The sequence below is a fragment of the Neobacillus niacini genome (assembly GCF_019749295.1).
Lineage (GTDB): Bacteria > Bacillota > Bacilli > Bacillales > Cytobacillaceae > Neobacillus > Neobacillus niacini_D.
On sequence record NZ_JACWFG010000013.1, the window covers coordinates 21,362 to 43,608 of the forward strand.

12 protein-coding genes are annotated in these 22,247 nt (G+C 35.1%); all 12 read left to right on the forward strand.

Translation table 11 applies throughout. The annotated features are described in order from the left end of the window. Positions 1-1,189: 1,189 nt before the first annotated feature. The 12 genes from H0184_RS18010 to H0184_RS18065 all read left to right on the forward strand — a co-directional run bounded on the left by H0184_RS18010 (position 1,190) and on the right by H0184_RS18065 (position 21,758). Positions 1,190-1,963: a DUF2089 family protein gene (locus H0184_RS18010; RefSeq protein ID WP_221827423.1), complete on the forward strand. Its 774-nt coding sequence runs from the start codon at positions 1,190-1,192 to the stop codon at positions 1,961-1,963. A gap of 256 nt (positions 1,964-2,219) precedes the next feature. After that, positions 2,220-3,005 (forward strand): hypothetical protein, encoded by a 786-nt coding sequence (locus H0184_RS18015; protein WP_221827424.1) that lies wholly within the window; start codon positions 2,220-2,222, stop codon positions 3,003-3,005. Then, entirely contained in the window at positions 2,992-3,540 is a 549-nt protein-coding gene (locus H0184_RS18020) for a BREX protein BrxB domain-containing protein (RefSeq protein ID WP_221827425.1), read from the forward strand. Before H0184_RS18015 ends, H0184_RS18020 begins: the two co-directional genes overlap by 14 nt. 53 nt (positions 3,541-3,593) lie before the next feature. Next, the gene (gene brxC, locus H0184_RS18025) at positions 3,594-7,025 is read left to right on the forward strand and encodes a BREX system P-loop protein BrxC (protein ID WP_221827426.1); all 3,432 of its coding nucleotides are present in this window, start codon (positions 3,594-3,596) and stop codon (positions 7,023-7,025) included. A 24-nt stretch (positions 7,026-7,049) separates the two neighbouring features. After that, complete coding sequence (locus H0184_RS28025; RefSeq protein ID WP_221827427.1) at positions 7,050-10,439, forward strand: Eco57I restriction-modification methylase domain-containing protein; 3,390 nt, start codon at positions 7,050-7,052, stop codon at positions 10,437-10,439. After that, the gene (gene pglZ / locus H0184_RS18035; protein WP_221827428.1) at positions 10,426-12,747 is read left to right on the forward strand and encodes a BREX-1 system phosphatase PglZ type B; all 2,322 of its coding nucleotides are present in this window, start codon (positions 10,426-10,428) and stop codon (positions 12,745-12,747) included. Before H0184_RS28025 ends, pglZ begins: the two co-directional genes overlap by 14 nt. Position 12,748: 1 nt before the next feature. Next, positions 12,749-14,794 (forward strand): protease Lon-related BREX system protein BrxL, encoded by a 2,046-nt coding sequence (gene brxL / locus H0184_RS18040; RefSeq protein WP_221827429.1) that lies wholly within the window; start codon positions 12,749-12,751, stop codon positions 14,792-14,794. A 438-nt stretch (positions 14,795-15,232) separates the two neighbouring features. After that, positions 15,233-15,559 carry a nucleoside triphosphate pyrophosphohydrolase gene (locus tag H0184_RS18045; RefSeq protein WP_221827430.1) on the forward strand — a complete coding sequence of 109 codons (327 nt, stop codon included), beginning with the start codon at positions 15,233-15,235 and terminating at the stop codon, positions 15,557-15,559. Beyond that, positions 15,552-17,981 (forward strand): DEAD/DEAH box helicase family protein, encoded by a 2,430-nt coding sequence (locus H0184_RS18050; RefSeq protein WP_221827431.1) that lies wholly within the window; start codon positions 15,552-15,554, stop codon positions 17,979-17,981. Before H0184_RS18045 ends, H0184_RS18050 begins: the two co-directional genes overlap by 8 nt. A 244-nt stretch (positions 17,982-18,225) precedes the next feature. Continuing rightward, the gene (locus H0184_RS18055) at positions 18,226-20,166 is read left to right on the forward strand and encodes a hypothetical protein (RefSeq protein WP_221827432.1); all 1,941 of its coding nucleotides are present in this window, start codon (positions 18,226-18,228) and stop codon (positions 20,164-20,166) included. Next, entirely contained in the window at positions 20,156-21,001 is an 846-nt protein-coding gene (locus H0184_RS18060) for a hypothetical protein (protein WP_221827433.1), read from the forward strand. Before H0184_RS18055 ends, H0184_RS18060 begins: the two co-directional genes overlap by 11 nt. A gap of 1 nt (position 21,002) precedes the next feature. Continuing rightward, positions 21,003-21,758, forward strand: coding sequence for a DUF6339 family protein (locus H0184_RS18065; RefSeq protein ID WP_313771795.1), 756 nt, complete (start codon positions 21,003-21,005; stop codon positions 21,756-21,758). Positions 21,759-22,247 lie beyond the last annotated feature (489 nt).

Consider the following 22,247-nt stretch of genomic DNA (forward strand, 5'->3'; position numbering starts at 1 on the left):
CATACAGGAACTTGTCCAGTTTTACTGCATAGCAGCAACAATACATCCTATCTTGTGATAGAAATGACAATAAAGGATTAAAAGAAATGAATATACTTAAATTATATACAATACCTGACTTTAAAGATAATGGTAATATACGGAATAAAGGGATGAATATACTCTAAATTACGAGCTTATCCTAAGAATTTGATATCTAATAAATTATATTCTTGGTTCACCATTTTCATCATATAAGGTTTCAAAATGAGTTAGTATGGTATATCTCTTTTCAAATTCTTCATTTACTGTAAAGATGCTTACAAGAAGGCTTATTTTATTAATTAAAGCTTCTTTATTTATATTTCTATCAATCATATAATTTGGGATATTCCTCCTCAATAATCTTAGCTAGATTTTTAAACACTACGTTTTTACTTCTCTTATCAAGGTCATCTCGTTGTTATTTAGAGTAAGCAAACTCTATAAAATGAGATTAATTGAAAGCAATGTAGGTGTCGAATTGGTCAGAGGGTACCATTATAATTGGCTATCTATGGTTACTAGAAACAAAGACAACAATTGGAAGCTTTTTTGAAATGGGCATTAGATGCATGATGTAAAAAATATCCACAATAAATATTTTCCGTTATAATATAGGTAGCAGTGAAGGCGTTCACTGTGGGATATAGGCAGTATCCACCCGAATCACTCTTCCACAGGCGGTCGTCGGGTGGATATGGATAGAATAGAAGTAAAGTGCAAAATTGAATAGATTGAAAAAAAGTAAACATCAAGTCAGATATCTGGAAAGATGGTTACTTCATATACTACTTCACCTTATAATAATATAATCTTGCTTCATAATATCCCAGGTATCATTAATCATGTATTGTAGGCTAGCTATCCGATTCTTCATGTAGTTTTCGATCTACATAATCATCTCGAAGGTTGGGACTATTAAAGAGTGTCCATTTGAGCTGAGATAAAGAATACTTTGCAAAAGCCATCTATTACTCTTACCAGGAAATTTTCATTTAATGTAGTGCACAGTAACCTTTTCCAACTTATCGTAATAGTTGGAAAAGGTTATTTTTATTCATTTAACACTAATAATTCCAAAAAAGTAAAAGTAGTGTATAAAAATATTTATAACTAGATTGACAATGATATACACTTAAAATACGATGATAATATATGGAGGGATAATATGGAAAAGGAACTGGTTTCGCATTGTCCGAGATGTAGTAATAATTTAATTGCAACACATCTTATATGCAAAGAATGTGATTTGGAGTTAAGTGGCAATTTTGGCCTTAGTAAATTTGATTATCTTTCTACCGAAGAATTAGATTTTGTAATAAGCTTTTTAAGGTACCATGGAAATTTTAAGGCTATCCAGGGCGAAAAAGGTATGTCCTATCCTGCTGTTAAGAAGAAGATAACTGAGATAGTAAAGAAATTAGGAATCGAAGACATAAACCATAGTAAAACAACTATTACAAGTAAAGCTTTTTTAAGTTTTTTACAAATAGAACATACTGATAGTCCAGTAATTGCTCAAATTAAAGAAAAGCTAAATGCATGTGGTGGAAAAGCAACTATTAAGCTTTTGCAAGGGGATGATTGTGAGATATGGTATGATGCAAATGGTAAAGGTCTTGTCTCTCCTAAAATTCCTCCGGCTAATCAACTGTGCTGGCAAGCTTTCGATGCTGCCGTTCAATTAGTTATACAAAATGGTGGCAAGGCAGCAAAAGGAAAAGCTCGTTCTGGAGCAAAACTCGGTAGTAACGATCTTCCAATAGATTCTGTTGAAGGATACATCGCCCATAAAGTACATGGAGTGCAAGAGGGTGAAACTGCTTTTGGACCAGGGTTTGTAATTGCTGCGGTATTGGATTGGGCTAATATTTGCAACAATATACGAGGATTCCTTTCAATAAAACCCACTTTTTTAGAGGATTATAAAGATAAATTATAGATAGTTTTAATTTATTGGTGGAACTATGGAAAAATATATATTGAAACCATATAAACAGAAGTCCAATAAACTAAGAAATAGCTAACATGAAGGTTCTTTTTTCTAAGCAAGAACGTCCCTGTGTTTTTATAGAGTATAATTTCCTATGACACATTGACTCCGTCAAGTTTTATAATGAAAAATCATATTCTGATTACTATCTAAATTGAAAGAAGCTAAACAAGAAGCAATTTGTTTTAGAAAGAAGGGCTTACAAATGAAAGAGGAAAAACTGAATCGGTTTGGAATAGATTTCGATCAGGGTGGTGCTCATTTTGCTCGAACGATAATGTTGGAAGAACTTAGGCAACTACTTACATATGTTGATGAAATAAATGCACCAAAGGTTACCTACCGTCATGCAATTGAGGAAGAAAATTGTCTAGGTAAGAGATCAGGTAGTACAAGAAAAATTACAACATCTAAACTAGCTATTCTTTATGGACTAGATCCTGAATTAACAGTATTTAGAACATTGAGATATTTATGGTTCCGTGATGAAGAAGCCCGTCCTTTGTTAGCTATACTATGCTCTATTGTCAGAGATCGTATTTTGAGGCAATCGATTCCTTTTATACTAAGAATGCAAGAAGGGGAAGTATTTATAAAAGAACAATTAGAAGAGTATATAGAAAGTATAGAGGCTAACCAGTTTACGAAATTAACTATAGAGTCTACTGTACGTAATCTAAGTTCTTCATGGACTCAGTCTGGTCACTTAAAGGGCAGGATAAAAAAAGTTAAATCAAGAGTTATAGCAACTCCAGGTGCTATAGTATATGCGTTATTTTTAGGGTATTTGATGGGAGCAAGGGGTAAAGCAATGTTTGAAACAGACTTCATTAAAGTAACGGAGTGTAACATAGAACAAGCAATTGAACTTGCAGAATCTGCTTCTCGACGTGGTTGGATTGTCATGAAAAGAGTAGGGGATGTAATTGAAGTACACTTCCCAAACTTTATAGATCATAAAGAAAGAGGCTGGATTTATGAGCAGGGTTAAGAGACTTATTGACTCTTATGGTAAACATATTGCTGTCCCTTGGAGAGAGGTAGCTGCAGCCCAACGTGTTATTTTTTGTGTTTATAATGAAACAGATGAGCTAAGATTAAGAGCAAAGATTGATGAGTTTGAACTAGTGACTAGGAAGGCTGAACACGAATGGATTTTGTTTGATCTAACTAATTCTTTCGGTGAATGGATATCAAAACAAAGATATGCATCGAGTTACTTTGAAAGACCTCAGCTGCTTAACACAGTTATATCGAAATACCTTGATTTTATTGATGAGAAATTTTTAAGTTTTTTAATTGAAAGTAATTGTTCTGATAACACAGTTGTTGCCTTACAAGGCGTAGGGTCCTTGTTTGGTTTTCTTAGAGTGAAAGACGTTGTGGATAGGCTTGCTCCGAAAGTAAAAGGGAGACTTGTTGTTCTTTTTCCAGGTAAGTATGAAGGGAATAATTACCGATTGTTGGATGGGTATGATGGATGGAACTATTTAGCTATTGCTATAACTCCAGATAAGGAAATGTAACTATATAAAAATGAAGTAGCTTAAAAATTTATTGAAAGGGAGAGCGTCTGAAGATGAATAATAGAGATGTTTATCAAGTTGATCCATCAACTAGAAAGTTGGTTAATGAAGGAGTAGCCAATGTTAATGATGATAAAAACAAAGAAGCAATGGAAGTTCTTCGATATGAATTAGATACATTTGTATGTGACGGTCAATATGAGGAGGGGCTTAGAACTATTATAGAAACGTATTTGAGGAATCTCACTCAAGCTAATCAACCTGCAGTTTGGGTCAGTGGATTTTATGGATCGGGTAAATCCCATTTAGTAAAAATGTTACGTGCTTTATGGGAAGATACTAAATTTGAAGATGGAGCTACAGCAAGGGGGATAGCTAATCTATCTCAAGATATACTTGATCTTCTTCGGGAATTAAGTAACGAGGGGAAAAGACATGGTGGTTTGCATGCTGTTTCAGGTACATTAGGTTCAGGTGCAAGTGGAAGTGTAAGGTTAGCTTTATTAGGAATTGTTTTTAAATCTATTGGTCTACCAGAGCAATATCATTTAGCTCGGTTCATGATGTGGCTTAAAGATGAAAACATTTATGAAACAGTTCGTAATTTTGTAGAGAGTGAAGGTTATGAATGGGAAGAGGAACTTGCAAATTTATACGTTGCAGAAGGTTTACATAAAGCTTTGGTAAAGACAAAGTCCAACGTATTTCCTTCACCAACAATGTGTGCAGAAATACTATACAACCAATATCCATATGTTAAAGATGTAAGTAATGATGAAATGGTAAGGGCGCTACAAAAGTCTTTAAGCAAAGATAAAAAATTCCCTTTGACCTTGATTGTATTAGATGAAGTTCAGCAATTTATTGGTGAGGATATGCAAAGGTCAATAGAGGTTCAAGAAACTGTTGAGGCATGCTGTAAAAATGTTGGAGGTAAATTACTTTTCATTGGCACAGGACAAACAGCAGTTACAGCTACTTCTAACTTAAAAAAATTAGAAGGTCGTTTTACAATACGGGTAGAGCTTTCAGATAATGATGTTGATGCTGTTGTGAGAAAGGTAATATTAGCTAAACGAGCAGAAAGTATTACCCCAATTAAATCTGTTATGGAAAAAAATATGGGGGAGATATCCAGACATTTAACGGGCACAACAATTGGAAACAGTACTGAAGACAATCAATTTTTTGTAGATGATTATCCAATATTACCAGTTCGTAGAAGGTTTTGGGAAACCACCTTGAGGGTACTTGATCAAACTGGAACTGATAGTCAACTTAGAAATCAACTTAGCATGATACATAAAGTGATCCAAACAAATTTAGAGAAATCAGTAGGAAATGTTATTGCAGCTGATTATCTTTACTTTGATTCAGCAGAAAAACTATTACAAGCACGTATCCTACCTCGAAACGTTTACGAAAAAACCATGAGCTGGATAAGAGGAACTGAAGATGAACAACTTTGGGCTCGAGCTTCTGGGCTAATTTTCCTTATAAATAAATTAGCTGGTAATAACAATGAGGTGGGTATTAAGGCTACCATTGATACAATTGCTGATTTATTAGTTGAAAACCTTTCAGAAGGAAGTAGTGCTCTCAGGGCTAGATTAAATGAAATTTTGGATAAATGTCCACTATTAATGAAAGTTGGAGATGAATTTCGTATTCAGACAAAAGAAAGCTCAGCTTGGAATGATGAGTTTCAGAGTCAGAGAAGCCAGTTATCTAATACCATACATCGAGTGGATGCAGAGAGGAATGATAGATTTCGTCATAAATTCGGACAACTTGTTAAGAGACTTAATATTACTCAAGGAAATTCCAAGGTAAATAGAACTATTTATACAACCTTTGATTCACAATTACCAACTGATTATGACAAAAAAGTTTATGTATGGGTAAGGGATGGCTGGGGGATAGATGAAAACTCTGTAATTGCTGATGCTCGCCAAGCGGGAAATAATTCTTCAACTATTTTTGTATACATCCCTAAACGATCAGCTGACGATTTGAGACATAATTTAATAGAAGTTAAAGCAGCTAAGGCGACACTTGAGAAACGAGGCGTTCCTAATACACCTGAGGGACAGGAAGCTAGATCCGCTATGGAGACAGTAAGAATAACTGCAGAGTCTAGAATAAATGAGCTTATAGATGAGGCATTCCAAGGAGCTCGTATTTTTCAGGCTGGTGGTAATGAGATCTTAAGTAATGGATTACAAGAAGCTATACTAACTGCAGCGACAAATTCATATCAAAGGTTATTTCCACAATTCCATTTAGCTGACCATCCAGGATGGGAGAAGGTATATACAAAAGCTAAACAAGGAGCACCAGATGCTCTTAAAGCAGTTGATTTTCAAGGTGAGCCTCAAAATAATCCTGTTTGCAAAGCTATATTAGGTTTTATTGCAGGGGGTAAAAAAGGCGTTGATATACGTTCGAATTTCGAAAATGAAACCTTTGGATGGTCAGGGGATGCTGTGGATGGGGCATTACAAGTGTTACTTGTATCAGGCCATATTAGAGCTGCAAATGAACGTGGAGACCTAATAGAAGCTAAAAACTTAGAGAGGAAATTGATCGGAAAGTTAATTTTTAAAGTAGAATCCACTACCATATCTACTGCACAAAGAATACAAGTTCGTAAATTACTTCAAAAATTAGGTATTCAATCATCACAGAATGAAGAATTAAAAGTAATTCCTGAGTTTTTACAAAGGTTAACTGATTTAGCCAAAAAAGCTGGTGGGGAAGCACCAAAACCAATAAATCCAGATATTACGTTAATCGAGAACATCCGTAGGTCAGCAGGGAATGACCAGATTCTTAGTATCTATAATAACCGTGAAGATATAAATAAAAAGATCGATGAATGGTCAGATTTAGCAGAAAAGATAGAGAAAAGATGGGGAAAATGGGAACAACTAAAAACTCTAATGCTGTATGGTGGAAATTTAAAAGAAACGCAAGATGTCAACCAACAGATTGATGTGATTGAAAAGCAAAGGCTACTTTTAGCAGAGTCAGACTTAATATCAACATTGTTAAAATCTTTAGAGGATGCATTGAGACGGGAACTAACCAGTTTAAAACTAAAGTATAAAAAAACGATGGAAAAACATAAAACTTCTTTAATAGGAGATTTATCCTGGCAAAAGATTAGCATGGAAAGGCAAGATAGTCTACTGAAAGAGTGTGGAATAGAGGATGTTCCTGACCTTGATCTAGCTAGTTTTAATGCATTAGTATCATCTTTATCGACATATCCTATATCTTCATGGAATGACAGAATAGATGCTCTACCTGGAAGATTTAATAAATTATTGGAGCTTGTTGCAAAGGAGTTAGAACCAAAAACACAAACTATAGAAGTACCTCGACGTACATTGAGAAGTGAAGTTGATATTCAAAATTGGATAAATGAATTGGAAGAAAAATTAAAAGACTCAATTAAGAATGGACCAATAGTGTTACGTTAATTAAAAATAATAGGGGGAATTAATGTGCTTCCGCTAGATAAAGGTCTAAGAAATACTTTTGAAAGAAAGATAAAAGAAGCAAGAGAAATAGCTGAAGAAGCATCCCAAGTTGCCATAAGGCATCTTGGGGTTGGAGATGCAAGTCCATATAGTCACTTAACAGATACTGAACGAAATTTAAGAAGAAGGTTAAGGGCACATGGACGACAATTAGGTGACAAAAGAGATAATGAAAATCAAACACAAGAGATAGATAGGCTAGTTGAGGAAGTTGCTTACCAGCATTGGCATCGTATGCTTTTTGCCCGTTTTTTGGCTGAAAACCAACTTTTAATGTATCCTGATCCAGATGCACCAATTTCAATAACTCTTGAAGAATGTGAAGATTTAGCTGCAGAGGAAGGGGCTAAAAATGGTTGGGAGTTAGCTTCAAGGTTTGCAGAAGGTATGCTACCGCAAATTTTTAGGACTGATTCGCCAGTCTTTGATTTAAATTTTCCACCTGAACATCAACAAAAATTAGAACGGTTGTTAATTGATTTATCAACAGAAATTTTTACTGCTTCGGATAGTTTAGGTTGGGTATACCAATTCTGGCAAGCAAAGAAGAAAGAAGAAATTAATGAATCAGAAGTAAAAATTGGTGCAAGAGAAATCCCTGCAGTTACCCAATTATTCACTGAGCCATATATGGTTAATTTTTTATTAGACAATTCTTTAGGTGCATGGTGGGCAGCACAAAGACTTTCTGAGCTAGATTTGAAAAATGCAAAAAGTGAAGAAGAACTACGTGGTAAAATATCCCTTCCAGACTTGCCATTTAAGTACACTCGATTTATTAAAAATAGTAAGGGATATTGGACACCTGCAGGTGGGCAATTAAATGGTTGGCCAAAAAGCTTACGAGAATTCAAAGTGTTAGATCCTAGTTGTGGTTCAGGGCACTTTCTTATAGCAATCATTAATATGTTAGTACCTATGAGAATGGTGTTGGAGGGTAAATCTACTAAGGCTGCATTGGAAGCGGTCATAGAAGAAAATATCCATGGATTAGATATTGACCAAAGGGTGGTAGAAATAGCTGCTTTTGCCATAGCACTTACAGTGTGGAAATATCCAAATGGAGGTGGCTATCGTAAACTACCTAATATTAATCTTGCTTCCTCTGGACTTAGCGTGCATCTTTCTAAAGATGACTTTAAAAATATTAATGTTAATAAGAAGAATCTTTTGATTGCTCTTAAATGGATTCAAAGGGAGTTTAATGATGCATCTATTTTAGGAAGTTTAATTAACCCTGCTAAAAGTGAAGCTTCAAATATTGTGTCTTTAGGAGAGGTGTTGGAAGTCATTAATTCAACCTTAGTTAAAGAACAGGATGAAGAAGAGAGAGAGATGGGAATAACCGCACAAGGTATACGTAAAGCATTTAGATTGTTAACAAGTCAATATGATCTAGTTATTACAAATGTTCCATACTTAGCACGAGGAAAACAACACAAAAAATTAAAGGAATTTTGTGAGAGTAAGTACGATGATGCAAAAAATGATCTTGCAACAGTTTTTCTTGATAGATGTATTGAATTTTGTAAAGATGGAGGTCTTACAAGCGTAGTAATTCCTCAGAATTGGTTGTTTCTAACAACCTATTCAAGATTTAGAAAAAAACTACTTAGAAATCATTCTATAAATTTTCTAGCAAGATTAGGAGCACAAGCTTTCCAAACTCCTATGTGGGACTTTAATGTGCAACTATTTACCATAAGTAAAGGAAATTATGGAAACTATACAGAAGGACTCTTTGCAAATAATGGAGTTATCGACGAGCATGGCTTAATTAGAGGACTTGATGTATCATCTAAACCTACAGCTTTTGATAAGGCAGAATCATTAAAAACTATTGAAATAAGTGAAGTTGAGCAAACAAACCAACTTCAAAATCCAGATGCAAGAATTTTGTTAGCTAATAATGAAAGGGGTACTTTATTTTCTGAATTTGCAATCTCAATGCGTGGTATAGTTTCAGGAGATAATGATAAATGGGTGAGAAAGTTTTGGGAACTTCCAGATTTAGGGGAAAGGTGGAGGACTTTACAAAGTAATCCACAAAGAACTAGATATTTCGGAGGGAAAGAACACATCATTGATTGGTCAACTAATGGGAAAGGAATGCTAAGACCAGGTACTACAAATGAAGCTTATGGACGCAAAGGGATTGCTATTGGTCAAATGAGTAGTTTACCTGCGACGTTATATGATGGAAGCTTATATGATAATAATACTGGTGCGATAGTGCCGAATGATATTAAGGACTTACTAGCAATGTGGTGTTACTGCTCTTCAAAGGAATATCACAAAGCAGTTAGGGAAATAGATCAGAAGTTAAATGTTACAAATGCAACCCTTATAAAAGTTTCATTTGATGTTAATTACTGGAGAGATGTTGCAAGTAGGAAATATCCTAATGGGTTACCAAAACCATATTCGGACGATCCTACCCAATGGATTTATCATGGTAATCCCTCGAATTCCGACAACCCACTTGATGTTGGAGTTGCACGACTTATCGGTTATAGATGGCCAGTGGAAATAAGTACATCAATAGACGTTTCTGATAAAGCTAGGGAATTAATAAGTAGTTCTTATAACTTAGAATCATTTGTTGATTCCGATGGTATTGTTTGTATTCCGTCGGTCTTAGGAGAAGCTCCAGCAGCTGATCGTTTATTAAATTTATTAGCAACATCGTTTGGAAAAGAATGGAGTAATACAACCTTATCAAACTTATTATCTCAAGTAGATCATTCGGATAAGACGCTAGAAACTTGGTTACGGGATAAATTTTTCATTCAACATTGTAGAATATTTCATCACAGACCTTTTATATGGCATATTTGGGATGGGCTACGAGATGGCTTTGCGGCATTAATAAATTACCATAAATTAGACAAAAAATTATTAGAAAGACTAATATTCACATATCTAGGTGATTGGATTAAAAGACAGAAAAATGACGCCGATTCAGGTATTGATGGTGCCCATGAAAAGCTAATTGCTGCTCAAAATTTAAAGAAACGCTTAGAACTCATCCTAGAGGGAGAAGCACCATATGATATATTTGTTCGTTGGAAATCGATCGAAGAACAACCTATAGGTTGGAATCCTGATATTAATGACGGTGTGCGTTTAAACTTAAGACCATTCATGATGGTTCCAGACATTGGAAAGAAGGGCGCTGGCATCTTAAGGGATAAACCGAATATTAATTGGAATAAGGATCGTGGTAAAGACGTAGAAACAGCTCCGTGGTATCATGTATTCAATGGAGAGCGGATAAATGATTATCATTTAACATTATCGAATAAAATGGAAGCACGAAGGAAAGAAAAGAGGACTTATAATGAAAGTAATTGACGAACTATTAAGGATTATCCGTAGTTCTTCAGCTTATAATTCAGAAGTACAAGTTGCACCTCACTGTATTCTTTGGCCAGATCATGAGCGTCAATGGGAGTCATCATTACCTAAAATTAAAAGTTTGTTACCTGAATTATTTGTTCTTGGGAAATATAATCCACAAGATCGTAAAGGTCCTGCAATATGGTTAAGGTGCGTAATTTCAAATAGTATTGAAGGTATAAATATACCTAAGGGAACAATACCAATAATATATTTACCTGGTGTAAGTCGTCAGGATTTACGTGCGGTAGACACTTGTCCTGATAATATAAAGCCATTAGCTGAACTCCAATATCGTGGAATAATATGGTCCCAAGTAAATGCTAAGGACTGGACAATTTTAGCCTTTCTAATGTCTAACCAAGGTGGGTTGAGTCTAGATGTGGCACAAGACCGTGCTACTCAGAGCGCAATGTTAATTGCATTGGATCGCTTGTTAGAGGAAGATGTAAACTCACTAAGATGGAAACGATTAGATAAGGAATTCTTTAATACTCTCTTAACTAGTGGAGACCCTGTCCGTGATTTGCTTTTATTATTAGACCAAGGTGCTGAATATAAAACTCGTCTTGAACAAAAAGAGTGGAATGCTTTTGTAGATATTTTAAAATCCCAGTTTACATTTGACCCACTAAATGATGGTGAGCTAATGGGTATAGAGAGACTAGCTACTCGTGAAGGACCTTGGGAATTAGTGTGGGAAAGATTTTGTGAAGCACCAACTAGATATCCAAATATTCCATCTAAAATTCGAAAGACAATCCCAACAGATTTATTTATTGATCAGAGTGCGTGGCCCCAATGGAATGATAGTGAGGAGGAGGAGTTACGTAATGAATTACTAAAATTAAATGAACTTCCTCCACACAAAGCAAGAACTCGTATAAAGGATTTAAATGAAAAGCATAAGAAAAGACGTGGATTAGTTTGGGCAGAACTTGGTCAATCACCCTTAGCTATGTCAATTGAATGGCTTGCAATTCTTGCTGAAATTACAGATATTTCATTAGCAGCAGGAACTATTAATGACATAGTATCTAGATATATAGAAAAGGGATGGGAAGCAGATGATGCTGTTTTAAAAGCATTAGCAACGGTGAATAAGCAGCTAGACGTTGAAGCTGTGATAATCGCTGTAAGATCTGTGTATTTTTCTTGGATTGAAGATCTTTCTAGATATTTTCAAAAATTAGTTAAGGAACACGGGTATCCTGTAATCTACTCAGATAAATCAGCTAATGATGAACCACAATGTATAGTGTTTGTTGATGGGCTTCGTTATGATGTAGCGAAAAGGTTAATTGAAAATATGACAAAATATGATGTTAATGTTACAGATGATTTTAGATGGGCTGCTTTACCAAGTATAACGGCAACAGGAAAGCCTGCTGTGACTCCAGTTAGACACTTAATTACAGGAAGAAACTTAGATAGTGATTTTGAGCCTTCTGTAGCCTCTACAAATCAGTCACTAAAGGGTGGTTATCACCTTCGTAAACTCTTAAAAGAAGAAGGATGGGAAATCCTAAATAGAGATGAAAGTGGTACACCTACAAATAAAGCATGGTGTGAGTTTGGTGATATAGATAATGAAGGACATAATCGTGGTTGGAAACTTTCACATCATTTAGACACTATACTAAATGAAATTGAAGAAAAAATAATTCAATTATTAAACAACGGTTGGAGCAAGATACAGATTGTAACTGATCATGGATGGTTGCTCATGCCAGGAGGTTTACCTAAGTTGGATTTACCCTCATCATTAGCTGAAAATAAGTGGGGGCGTTTTGCAGTTATTAAAGAGGGGGCAAGAACACAAGAGGAACTGTATCCGTGGTACTGGAACCCAAACTATTACTTTGCATTAGCAAATGGAATTAGCTGTTATAGAAGTGGGCAAGAGTACACCCATGGGGGACTTAGTATACAAGAATGCTTAACTCCTCAAATAACAATTATACAAAAGTCAACTAAAATAAATAACGAAGGCATTGAGTTTACTGACATAGTGTGGAGAGGCTTAAGGTGTAATGTTGCAGTAGTAGGAGAATTCGATGAATTAACTCTGGATATTAGATTACGAGCAGGAAACTCTTCAACAAGTATAGTATTAAGTACTAAGAAATTAAATACTAATGGTGTTGCCTCTGTTGTGATTGAAGATGAAGACCTAGAAGGAAGAGAGGCTTTTATAGTACTTGTTAATGAGAGTGGTCAATTAATTGCACAGACTAGTACTATAATTGGTGGAGGAGATTAATTTGGATATTGACTTATTAGATAATCTAGCATCAACTCACTTAGAAGGTTATTTAGTAAAAAAAGATTTAGTGAGGACTTTTAGCCGTCAATTCCCAGTACCAACATATGTAGTAGAATTTTTACTTGGTAGATACTGTGCGAGTACTGATCCTGAAGAAATTAATGAGGGAATTGAAATAGTTCAACGGCAACTAAAGTCTAAAACTGTAAGGGCTGGGGAAGAAGAACTTTTTAAAGCACGAGCCCGGGAAAAAGGTCAGGTAAAAATTATCGATCTTATTAGTGCAAGACTTGATGCTAAAACGGATTCTTATTTAGCAACTTTGCCAAGTCTAGGATTACGTGATGTTCGTATAGATCCAGATTTAATTAATGAACATGAAAGAATTTTAACGGGTGGATTCTATGCTGAAATCACTCTAGTATATGATAGTCTTATAGCACTAGAAAAAAATGGAAGACCGTTCGGTATAGAAGCATTAAGAGAGATTCAATTATCTAACAGAGATGTATTAGATGTTTTAGCAAAAGCACGAGAGCACTTTACAACTGAACATTGGAAAGACTTTTTATTGAGAAGTATAGGAATAGAACCAAATATTTTATCGGACCGTGAGAAAAATGCGTTTTTAATGCGTATGGTCCCGTTTGTAGAGAGAAATTACAACATGGTTGAACTTGGTCCACGTGGAACGGGAAAGAGCCATTTATTTCAACAAGTTTCCCCATATGCTCATTTAATTTCTGGTGGGAAAGCGACAGTTGCTAGGATGTTTGTAAATAATGCTACTGGACAAAGAGGTTTAGTATGCCAATACGATGTAATTTGTTTTGATGAAGTCTCTGGAGTTTCTTTCGATCAAAAAGATGGAGTAAACATCATGAAGGGTTACATGGAATCAGGAGAGTTCAGTCGTGGGAAAGAAAGTATCAGAGCCGATGGTAGTCTAGTTCTTGTTGGAAACTTTGACGTAGATGTAGAGCATCAACAAAGGATTGGGCACCTTTTTGGTCCACTTCCACCTGAAATGAGAGATGATACAGCTTTTATGGACAGGATACATGCTTATCTTCCAGGGTGGGATGTACCGAAAATAAACAAGGAACTTTTAACTAATCAATTTGGATTAGTAAGTGATTTCTGGTCTGAATGTATGAGTCAACTTCGAAATCAAAGTAGAGTCTCTGTATTGCAAAATCGTGTCTATTTTGGTGGGGCTTTAAGTGGGAGGGACACTAATGCAGTACTAAAAACAGTAAGTGGACTTTTAAAGCTACTATATCCTTCCAGTGACATACCAGTTCTTGATGAAGATTTAGAATGGGCTGTTAGAATTTCACTTGAAGCAAGACGTAGAGTAAAGGAACAGCAAAAAAGAATTGGTGCAGCTGAATTTCGTAATACACACTTTAGCTATACTTTTGGAGAAGATGGCGTAGAAAAGTTCATCTCCACACCTGAATTACATAGTGAAAATAGTATTGGTAACGATCCATTAGAACCTGGACAAGTATGGACAATTAGTCCAGGCAATATGGAAGAGAACCCTGGTTTATATAGAATTGAAATTAATGAAGGTCCAGGATCTGGTGTGAAAGTCTTGAATAAGCCAGTACCAGCACCTTTTAAAGAAAGCCTTGGTTATGCTGAACAAAATTTATATGCACGTGCTAGACAGCTTGTGGGGGATAAAGATCCTAGATCACATGAATTTATAGTACAATTAAGAGCGTTTGATGCTTCTAAATCAGGAGCAAAGATTGGGGTAGCGTCATTAGTTTCTTTATGTTCATCCCTTTTAAAGAAAAGTGTTCGTGGTGGCCTTATTATTGTTGGAGAAATTAATCTTGGTGGTTCAATAGAACCCATTCATAATATAGTAACTATAACTGAGATTGCTGTAGAGAAAGGAGCTTCGTCAATTTTAGTTCCTGTTACATGCAGAAAACAACTATTTGACTTATCGGATGATATGGCAACTAAGATTGATATTCAATTTTACTCCGATGCCACTGATATCCTACTCAAAGCTATGATAGAATAATATATATTAGGCCAATTTGTACACACAAGAAGAGCAACCTATAATGAAAAATTTAGGGCTGCTCTTTTTTGTAAGGAATGGAATTGAATATAAGATTATTGAATTAGTAAATATTATCAGTTCTACATGTGGAATACGGATCCGTTATACTTCCAGAACATTTTACACAAATTTTACACATTACTCGTATAAAACCCTATAAATTCAATAACTCCCATTTTCGCCCCCGACCACCGGGGTCGAACATTATTCTATAACGAGCAGAGTATCTTAATAGGAACTCTGCTCTTTTTATTTCAACATGCATAAATTGAAATTTGATTTTTATATATTTACATCGCATACACCGATTAAGAACAAAACAATTTCCAAGTATGTAAATATTTATGCGTTTCGTTATAATAAGGGTATATACATACAAAATGGAGGAAACGTTAAATGCCTATTTATAACAAATTAGTTCGAGATCGTATTCCCGAAATTATTGAAAAGACAGGAAAAAACTTTACTACCAGAATATTAGATAACGGAGAATATATAAAAGAATTAAAAACAAAAAGCTTTGAAGAACTTAATGAATACATAAATGCAGAAGATGATAAAGATGCTGTTGAAGAGTTAGCTGACCTTTTGGAGATTATCCATGCTCTTGCTGAATGTCATGGAGCGAACATTGAACAGGTGGAACAGGTAAGGCAGGAAAAGGCAGAGAAGCGCGGTGGATTTAAAAATAAAATCTATTTAATAGAGGTTGAGGATGAGTAAGGTACAGCTGATAACAAGAGACCTTGGATTACATTTGAATGACAAAATAATAGGGGCGGATACAGTCTGTATTTTGTCTTCCTTTGTCATTAAATCTGGAGTCAAATTTATCAAAGATGCCTTGAAAAAAGCTGCACAAAATGGAGCGGATATTAAGATTTGTACTGGTGATTATTTGTACATTACACAGCCTGAGGCTTTAGAAGAGCTGCTTTCAATTGATGACCGTATTAGCATTCGACTTTGGAAAAGTAATGGTACTTCTTTTCACCCAAAAGCTTATCTTTTTCAATCCAATGAACATGATGTTCTCTTTATTGGTTCTTCCAATCTTTCAAATTCTGCTTTGAATCAAGGTATCGAATGGAATATTTCCGTGAGTGATGAAAGAGAAGTTTTTGATGAAGCACTAAAGGAATTCCTTGCTCTTTTCTACTCTGATCAAACGGTTCCATTAAATACAGAAACCCTAGAAGAGTATCGAGCTAATTATAATGAGTATCAGCGAAAACATCCAAATCTAGTTCGAAAATGGACTGAACTTGAGGAACAAGAATTAATGCTTCCTGCAAAAAAGGATAATCCTGAAAAGCCTGAAGTCGTATTAGAACCGCCGGTTTCTTATGGAGAAATACTGCCTCGTTTTGCGCAGATTGAGGCACTTGAAGAGTTGAATAAGACTTTAGAAGAAGAATACAATAAAGCTCTGGTTGTGATGGCGACTGGACTGGGAAAAACCTATTTGGCTGGTTTTTTTGCCCAAAACTTTACGAAGATTCTCTTTATTGCTCATCGTGAGGAAATACTCTATCAAGCAAGAAATTCTTTTCAGAGAATTATGCCTGAAAAGCAGTATGGTATATACAATGGCAAGATAAAAGAAGGTGTAGCAGATACCATATTTGCTTCAATCTATACACTAAGTATTAAAAAGCATCTTGAGCAGTTTAGAGTGGATGAATTTGATTTGATTATTGTGGATGAATTCCATCATGTTGCAGCGGATTCATATAAGCGTGCGTTAGATTATTTTCAGCCTAAATTTCTACTAGGGATAACAGCGACTCCTGATCGGAATGACAATAAGGATGTATATGCGCTGTGTGATGGAAACGTTGCATTCAGATTAGATTTCTTGGAAGCGATTAACCGTCAATGGTTATCACCCTTTATTTATTATGGGGTATATGATGACACAGACTATAGTCAAATAACGTGGCTGGGAAATCGATATGCCGAAGAGGAATTACTGCAAGTTCAATTAAGAGAAGAATTAGCCCAAAAGATACTACAAGCCTGGGAAGATAAAAAGCAGACCAGAACACTGGGATTTTGTTCTTCCATTAGACAAGCCGACTATTTATCAAACTATTTTAATAACCATGGCTATCATACGGTTAGTCTCCATTCGCAACAGACTGGAATCAGTAGAAATCAGGCCATTTCGCAGCTGGCAAAAGGTGAAATGGATATTATTTTCACTGTAGATCTTTTCAATGAAGGTGTAGATATTCCAGCCGTAGACACGCTTTTATTTGTTAGACCGACAGAATCATTAACTGTTTTTACACAACAAATTGGCCGTGGACTGCGTCTGCATCCTCATAAGGAAAAGTGTGTAATTATTGACTTAATTGGAAATTATCGAAATGCGGATATTAAATTAGGATTATTTGATACACAACCTAATGAGGGTAAACCTAGAAACATCCAACCTACATTACCGGGCTTTTGTGAGATTGATCTGGATGTTAATGTCATTGACCTTCTTAAAGAAATGATCAGAAAACGGCAGCCGAGAAGAGAGAAGCTCTTCCAAGATTATATGGAATTAAAGAAGGATATAGGTAGAAGACCTGCATATTTGGAATTACATTTAAAAGGAGCTTCGGATTCTCCGCAATACCGACAGGAATTTCATTCTTATTTTGGTTTCCTAAAATGGGCTGAAGAATTAACGGAGCGGGAGATTGAAATATTTGAAAGATATGAAAATTGGTTAGTCGAAGTAGAAAAAACAGGGATGGCTAAAAGCTATAAAATGGTTGTACTATTAGCGATGCTCGAACGAGGGAAATCGAACTGGTTCAAGCCTATTTCTTCAAAAGATGTAGCACCTTTCTTTCATCACTACCTTATGGAAAAAGAACACCGTAAACGAATTGATTTTTCCGATAAGGGTGCCAAGAAATTATGGGATTATGATGAAAAAGGTGTAACCAAATTGATTGCTACCATGCCAATGTCAAAATGGAGTGGCAGTTCTAAAGGCTTAATTTCTTATGAAAATGATGTTTTTCAATTAAATCTTAATGTAATAAAAAAACATGAGGACATTTTATTCACTTGGACAAAGCAAATTTGTGAGTATCGCTTACATTTTCACTTTGAACGGAAGGCACGATCACCAATAGGACTATAATATGAATGTCAAAAGGGCTGCTCAAAATAAGCGGCCCTTTTGACGTATATATACCTCTAATACCTTACCAAGTAATATGTCTATTATTGTAAATTGGTGGATGTTATAATGTGAGTAAAGCACTATTATTATAGTAGAAATATTTTTAATATCAGTCATAATTTTTTTCTAATTAAAAAAATGATAGTTTTTTTTAGGAAATTCATTTTTTTATAATAGATTTGTATATTTTGGGGGTTTGAAAATGAAGACCTTTTGGAATTTTCCTGCTGCAGTCGGGGGAATGATTAATTCAATAAATAATGCAGGGCTGGAAACATTCCGTGGCAATGCCTTGGATTCACTAACAAGAGAAATTTGCCAGAATTCCCTGGACGCTGTTAAAGATAAGAATAACCCAGTTGTGGTGGAGTTTAATCGTTTTTCCATGCCAATCAATAACTTTCCTAAGCGGTATGAGTTAATCAACGTCTTTAAATTTTGCAAACAAACTTGGGAAGGCCATAATAAGAAAAGTGAAGATTTCATAGAACAAGCGTTATCCATTTTAGGTCGAAATGAAATCAGTTTTTTAAGAATCAGTGATTTTAATACAAAAGGTTTAGAAGGTGCAAGGGAAGGCAATCTTGTTTCGCCTTGGTCTTCTTTAATAAAAGAAGCAGGATCCTCGAATAAAGAAGGAGATTCTGGCGGTAGCTTCGGAATTGGAAAGTCAGCACCATTTCTCAATTCTAATTTGAGAACGCTTTTTTACTCTTCTTATGATACTTCAGGATATCAATCACATATTGGTGTAGCAAATATTATGTCATTTAAAAAGAATGATAACCAGGTGACATTAGGTAATGGATATTACACGCATAATGATCACTCAATGGCCATTCCAAATTTAATACATCTGGATGAGAGCTTCCAAAGAAATGAAACGGGAACGGATATCTATGTTTCGGCTTTTGAACCCAAGGAAGATTGGGAAGGTGAAATAAAAAAATCTGTTTTATTCAACTTTTTTATTACTGTTTTTAAGGGGAAATTGGTTGTCAAAATTAACGATTTTGAAATCAACGATCAAAATATTGGTCAATTGATTTATGAATTAGAAGACACGGAAGTTAACAGAATTTTAAAGAATTATTATAATCTTTTAATATCCAACAAAACCATTAAAATCCCGTACCCAGCCATGAACTTTTCCAAAGGGACTCGTATTGAAGAAGGAGAAGCGGAACTCTATTTACTCAATGGTGAGGACTTAAATAGAAGAGTATTAATGACGAGAAAAACAGGAATGCGTATTTTTGAGCAGAAGAATATCAGCGGAAGCATTTCGTTTACGGGACTTTTGATGATAACAGGATCACAGATGAACAACATCTTTAAACAAATGGAGAACCCTGCACACAATGAATGGGCGCCGGAGCGATATGAGAAGGACCCTAAGTTAGCCAAAAAGGTATATGCTGATTTAAGGAAATTCATCCGAGACACTGTGAAGAATACTTTCCAGGAAAAAATTACAGATGAAATGGATGCTGTCGGTTTAAGCGACTTTTTACCGAATAAGGACTTTAGTAACTCATCCTCTGTGAGTAAGACAGAATCATTAAATTCATCTATAAAGGCAATTGTTACAAAACAAAAGGAAAAAGAAACACCTAAAACCACTAGAAAAAAAGGGAAGGATACAAAGGAATTTGAAGAACAGTTAGCAGGGGAATTTGGTATTTCTCCAACAGGTGATCAAGGTGGAAACGGTACTGGTGAACACACTGACGGAGGAACAGAAGGTGCCGGCGCAGCCAATACTAGCGGAAATAACGAGATGGATGAAAATCAACGTGGAGAACAAGGAAATCGCAGGGAGCGAAAACCTAGTAAACACCCCATTCAGGTTAAGCAAAGATATGTTTGTGTTGATCGAAACAATGGCAAATATAAGTTTAATATTGTACCAGAAAAGACCCTGTCAAGAGGTCGTTTGGTGTTTAGTGTTGTAGGGGAGCAAAGTGATTATGATTTGCCGATTAAAGCAGCCTTTACAGATGATAGTAATGTTACGATTGAAAAAGTAAGTTCTAACACCGTATACCTTACTACTCTTAAAAAAAATAAGGGTGTTGTGGTAAATGTTGAGATTGATTATTCCAATTATTGCGTGATGGAGGTGGAATTGTATGAAGATTAATCATTCCTATCCATACCCTGTACTTTATATGAATAATGACGACTATATGGATTCAAGTTTTAACACGAAAATCCAAGTTTATGAATCGTTTGGTGAAGTAAAGATTCATGCCGATTTTGAATTAATTAACCAAGGAATTCAGGATTTAATTGACAATCACTATGGGGTTTATTTAATTCATATTGAATGTGGTCAAACTAGCTATCGTCAAGCCTTTCAATCTAGTAAAAAGACTGTGGACATCTCGATCCCAACAAGTGTGCTTCGAGGAAAAATATTAATCCATTCCTTTATTATCGCCAGTGAGAAAATTGAAAACTATCAAAATCAATTGTTAAATGATTGGTTTAAAGATATTGCTATTTCTTTTGAAAAAGGAAACCTACTCGCAATTGGGGATGCGATTGAAACGACTTTATTCGAAGAGAATTTAGAACTTTTAAATCTGCCTTCCATTGCTAAGGTAACGAAATCGAATAAAAATGAATTCATGGAAGTGGATATCCATTCCAACTTTATTACGATTTCACTACCAGAATATGAATATAACCAATATGCATCAAATGCTAATTCAAGATTAAAGAATACCATCTTGTCCACTGTCATTGTTCCGAGTTTAGTATATGTATTTTCAAAACTACAGGATAACCGTGAAGACCTGGAAGGGTACACCTGGTATCAAGTGTTGGAGAAAATTTTTGCTGATAACAATGTTAACATTCACGACGTCGGTACGGATTCATTGTCGGCTTTGAAGGCTGCTCAAATGGTATTAAGAAAACCTTTAAAAACCAGTCTCGAAGAAATCGAGAAGCTAAATAAAATGGAGGATTAAAGTGAAATTATCATTCATTACAGATGAGACTTTAATGGATTTACGGACGAATTATGATTCATATAAAGAACATTACTATACAAAAGATAACGTTTGGTTTGACGAGTATTTTCGTGAAGAGGCTCGAGTGGTTGAATCCAAAATTGACTTTGAAATGCCAGAGTTTAATTACCATGAGGAATATGCTATTAGTGATCGGGAAAATGTAAAAGTCATCTATGATGCTCTGAAACATTTAACCGTATCTCAAGCAACACAAGAAAAGCTTTGGTCAGGATTAGCTCATTTACAATTTAGAGATTTCACTTACTATCGCTTAAAAAATGAATTGCAAGATAAAAAGGATCAGCGAATCAACACAGCCATTTTCTTTAAAAACGGAAATAAACGGTCGCTATTTGTTCACATTCTGGCTCGATTGTGGTGGGTTGGATATATGACCTATGATGAATCTAATACTAGTAATCCCTACTGGTTAACGGACTTCTTCACTGAAAAAGATTTCTCTGCAAGATGTGTTGTATTCTTTTCAAGTAATTTTACATCTAACCGCAATATTACCAGGGGTATTCTAAAATCAATTATTAAGCTTGAAAAAAGAGGAATTCAGATTAAACGGGATCACTTTGTTCAGGCAAATAAATATTTGAATGTAGTTGGCGGGGCAATGATCTTAGATATGCTTTCGACTGATGAAGTGGAAGAAATGATTGATCAGTATTTGGTTAAATATTATAGTTTGGAAGTTGGAGTATAGATCGTTTTACAAGGAAATAACTGGGGTGTTTTTGATAATTTAGATTTGAGCCACTGATAAACGTATTGGTCACATAAAAAATGAGCCACCTGCCTAGCTTTTCTAATAAAAACCCTTTGAAATTAATAATAATTAAATTCAAAGGGTTTCTCTTGTACGCTCTTTATAAATTCCTCCATCATGATACCTTCAGAATTGCCGTTATGGCTTTATATGTAACCATCAAATAGAAATCAACAGTTTTTAGGAAATAAGATTAAATGATTACGGCCATTGAAATGTACCACCTCTGACATAGTTTTTACCACCGAATGACAAAGAATGTACCAAAGAATGACAGACTGTTTACCACTGTAATCCATCTAGTGATAAAAGATATAAAACCATAGTTTTGAGAATCAAAATGTTATAAAAAATCGATTGACTTTCAATAAGATCAGTCTTCTGCAAATGGTCAAGATTAACTCTTGTATTACATAGTAGACCATT

Excerpts from the sequence above, each read along its gene's own strand:
- H0184_RS18010 (WP_221827423.1), top strand. The coding sequence starts at position 1,190 with ATGGAAAAGGAACTGGTTTCGCATTGTCCGAGATGTAGTAATAATTTA.
- H0184_RS18015 (WP_221827424.1), top strand. The coding sequence starts at position 2,220 with ATGAAAGAGGAAAAACTGAATCGGTTTGGAATAGATTTCGATCAGGGT.
- H0184_RS18020 (WP_221827425.1), top strand. The coding sequence starts at position 2,992 with ATGAGCAGGGTTAAGAGACTTATTGACTCTTATGGTAAACATATTGCT.
- brxC (WP_221827426.1), top strand. The coding sequence starts at position 3,594 with ATGAATAATAGAGATGTTTATCAAGTTGATCCATCAACTAGAAAGTTG.
- pglZ (WP_221827428.1), top strand. The coding sequence starts at position 10,426 with ATGAAAGTAATTGACGAACTATTAAGGATTATCCGTAGTTCTTCAGCT.
- H0184_RS18045 (WP_221827430.1), top strand. The coding sequence starts at position 15,233 with ATGCCTATTTATAACAAATTAGTTCGAGATCGTATTCCCGAAATTATT.
- H0184_RS18050 (WP_221827431.1), top strand. The coding sequence starts at position 15,552 with ATGAGTAAGGTACAGCTGATAACAAGAGACCTTGGATTACATTTGAAT.
- H0184_RS18055 (WP_221827432.1), top strand. The coding sequence starts at position 18,226 with ATGAAGACCTTTTGGAATTTTCCTGCTGCAGTCGGGGGAATGATTAAT.
- H0184_RS18060 (WP_221827433.1), top strand. The coding sequence starts at position 20,156 with ATGAAGATTAATCATTCCTATCCATACCCTGTACTTTATATGAATAAT.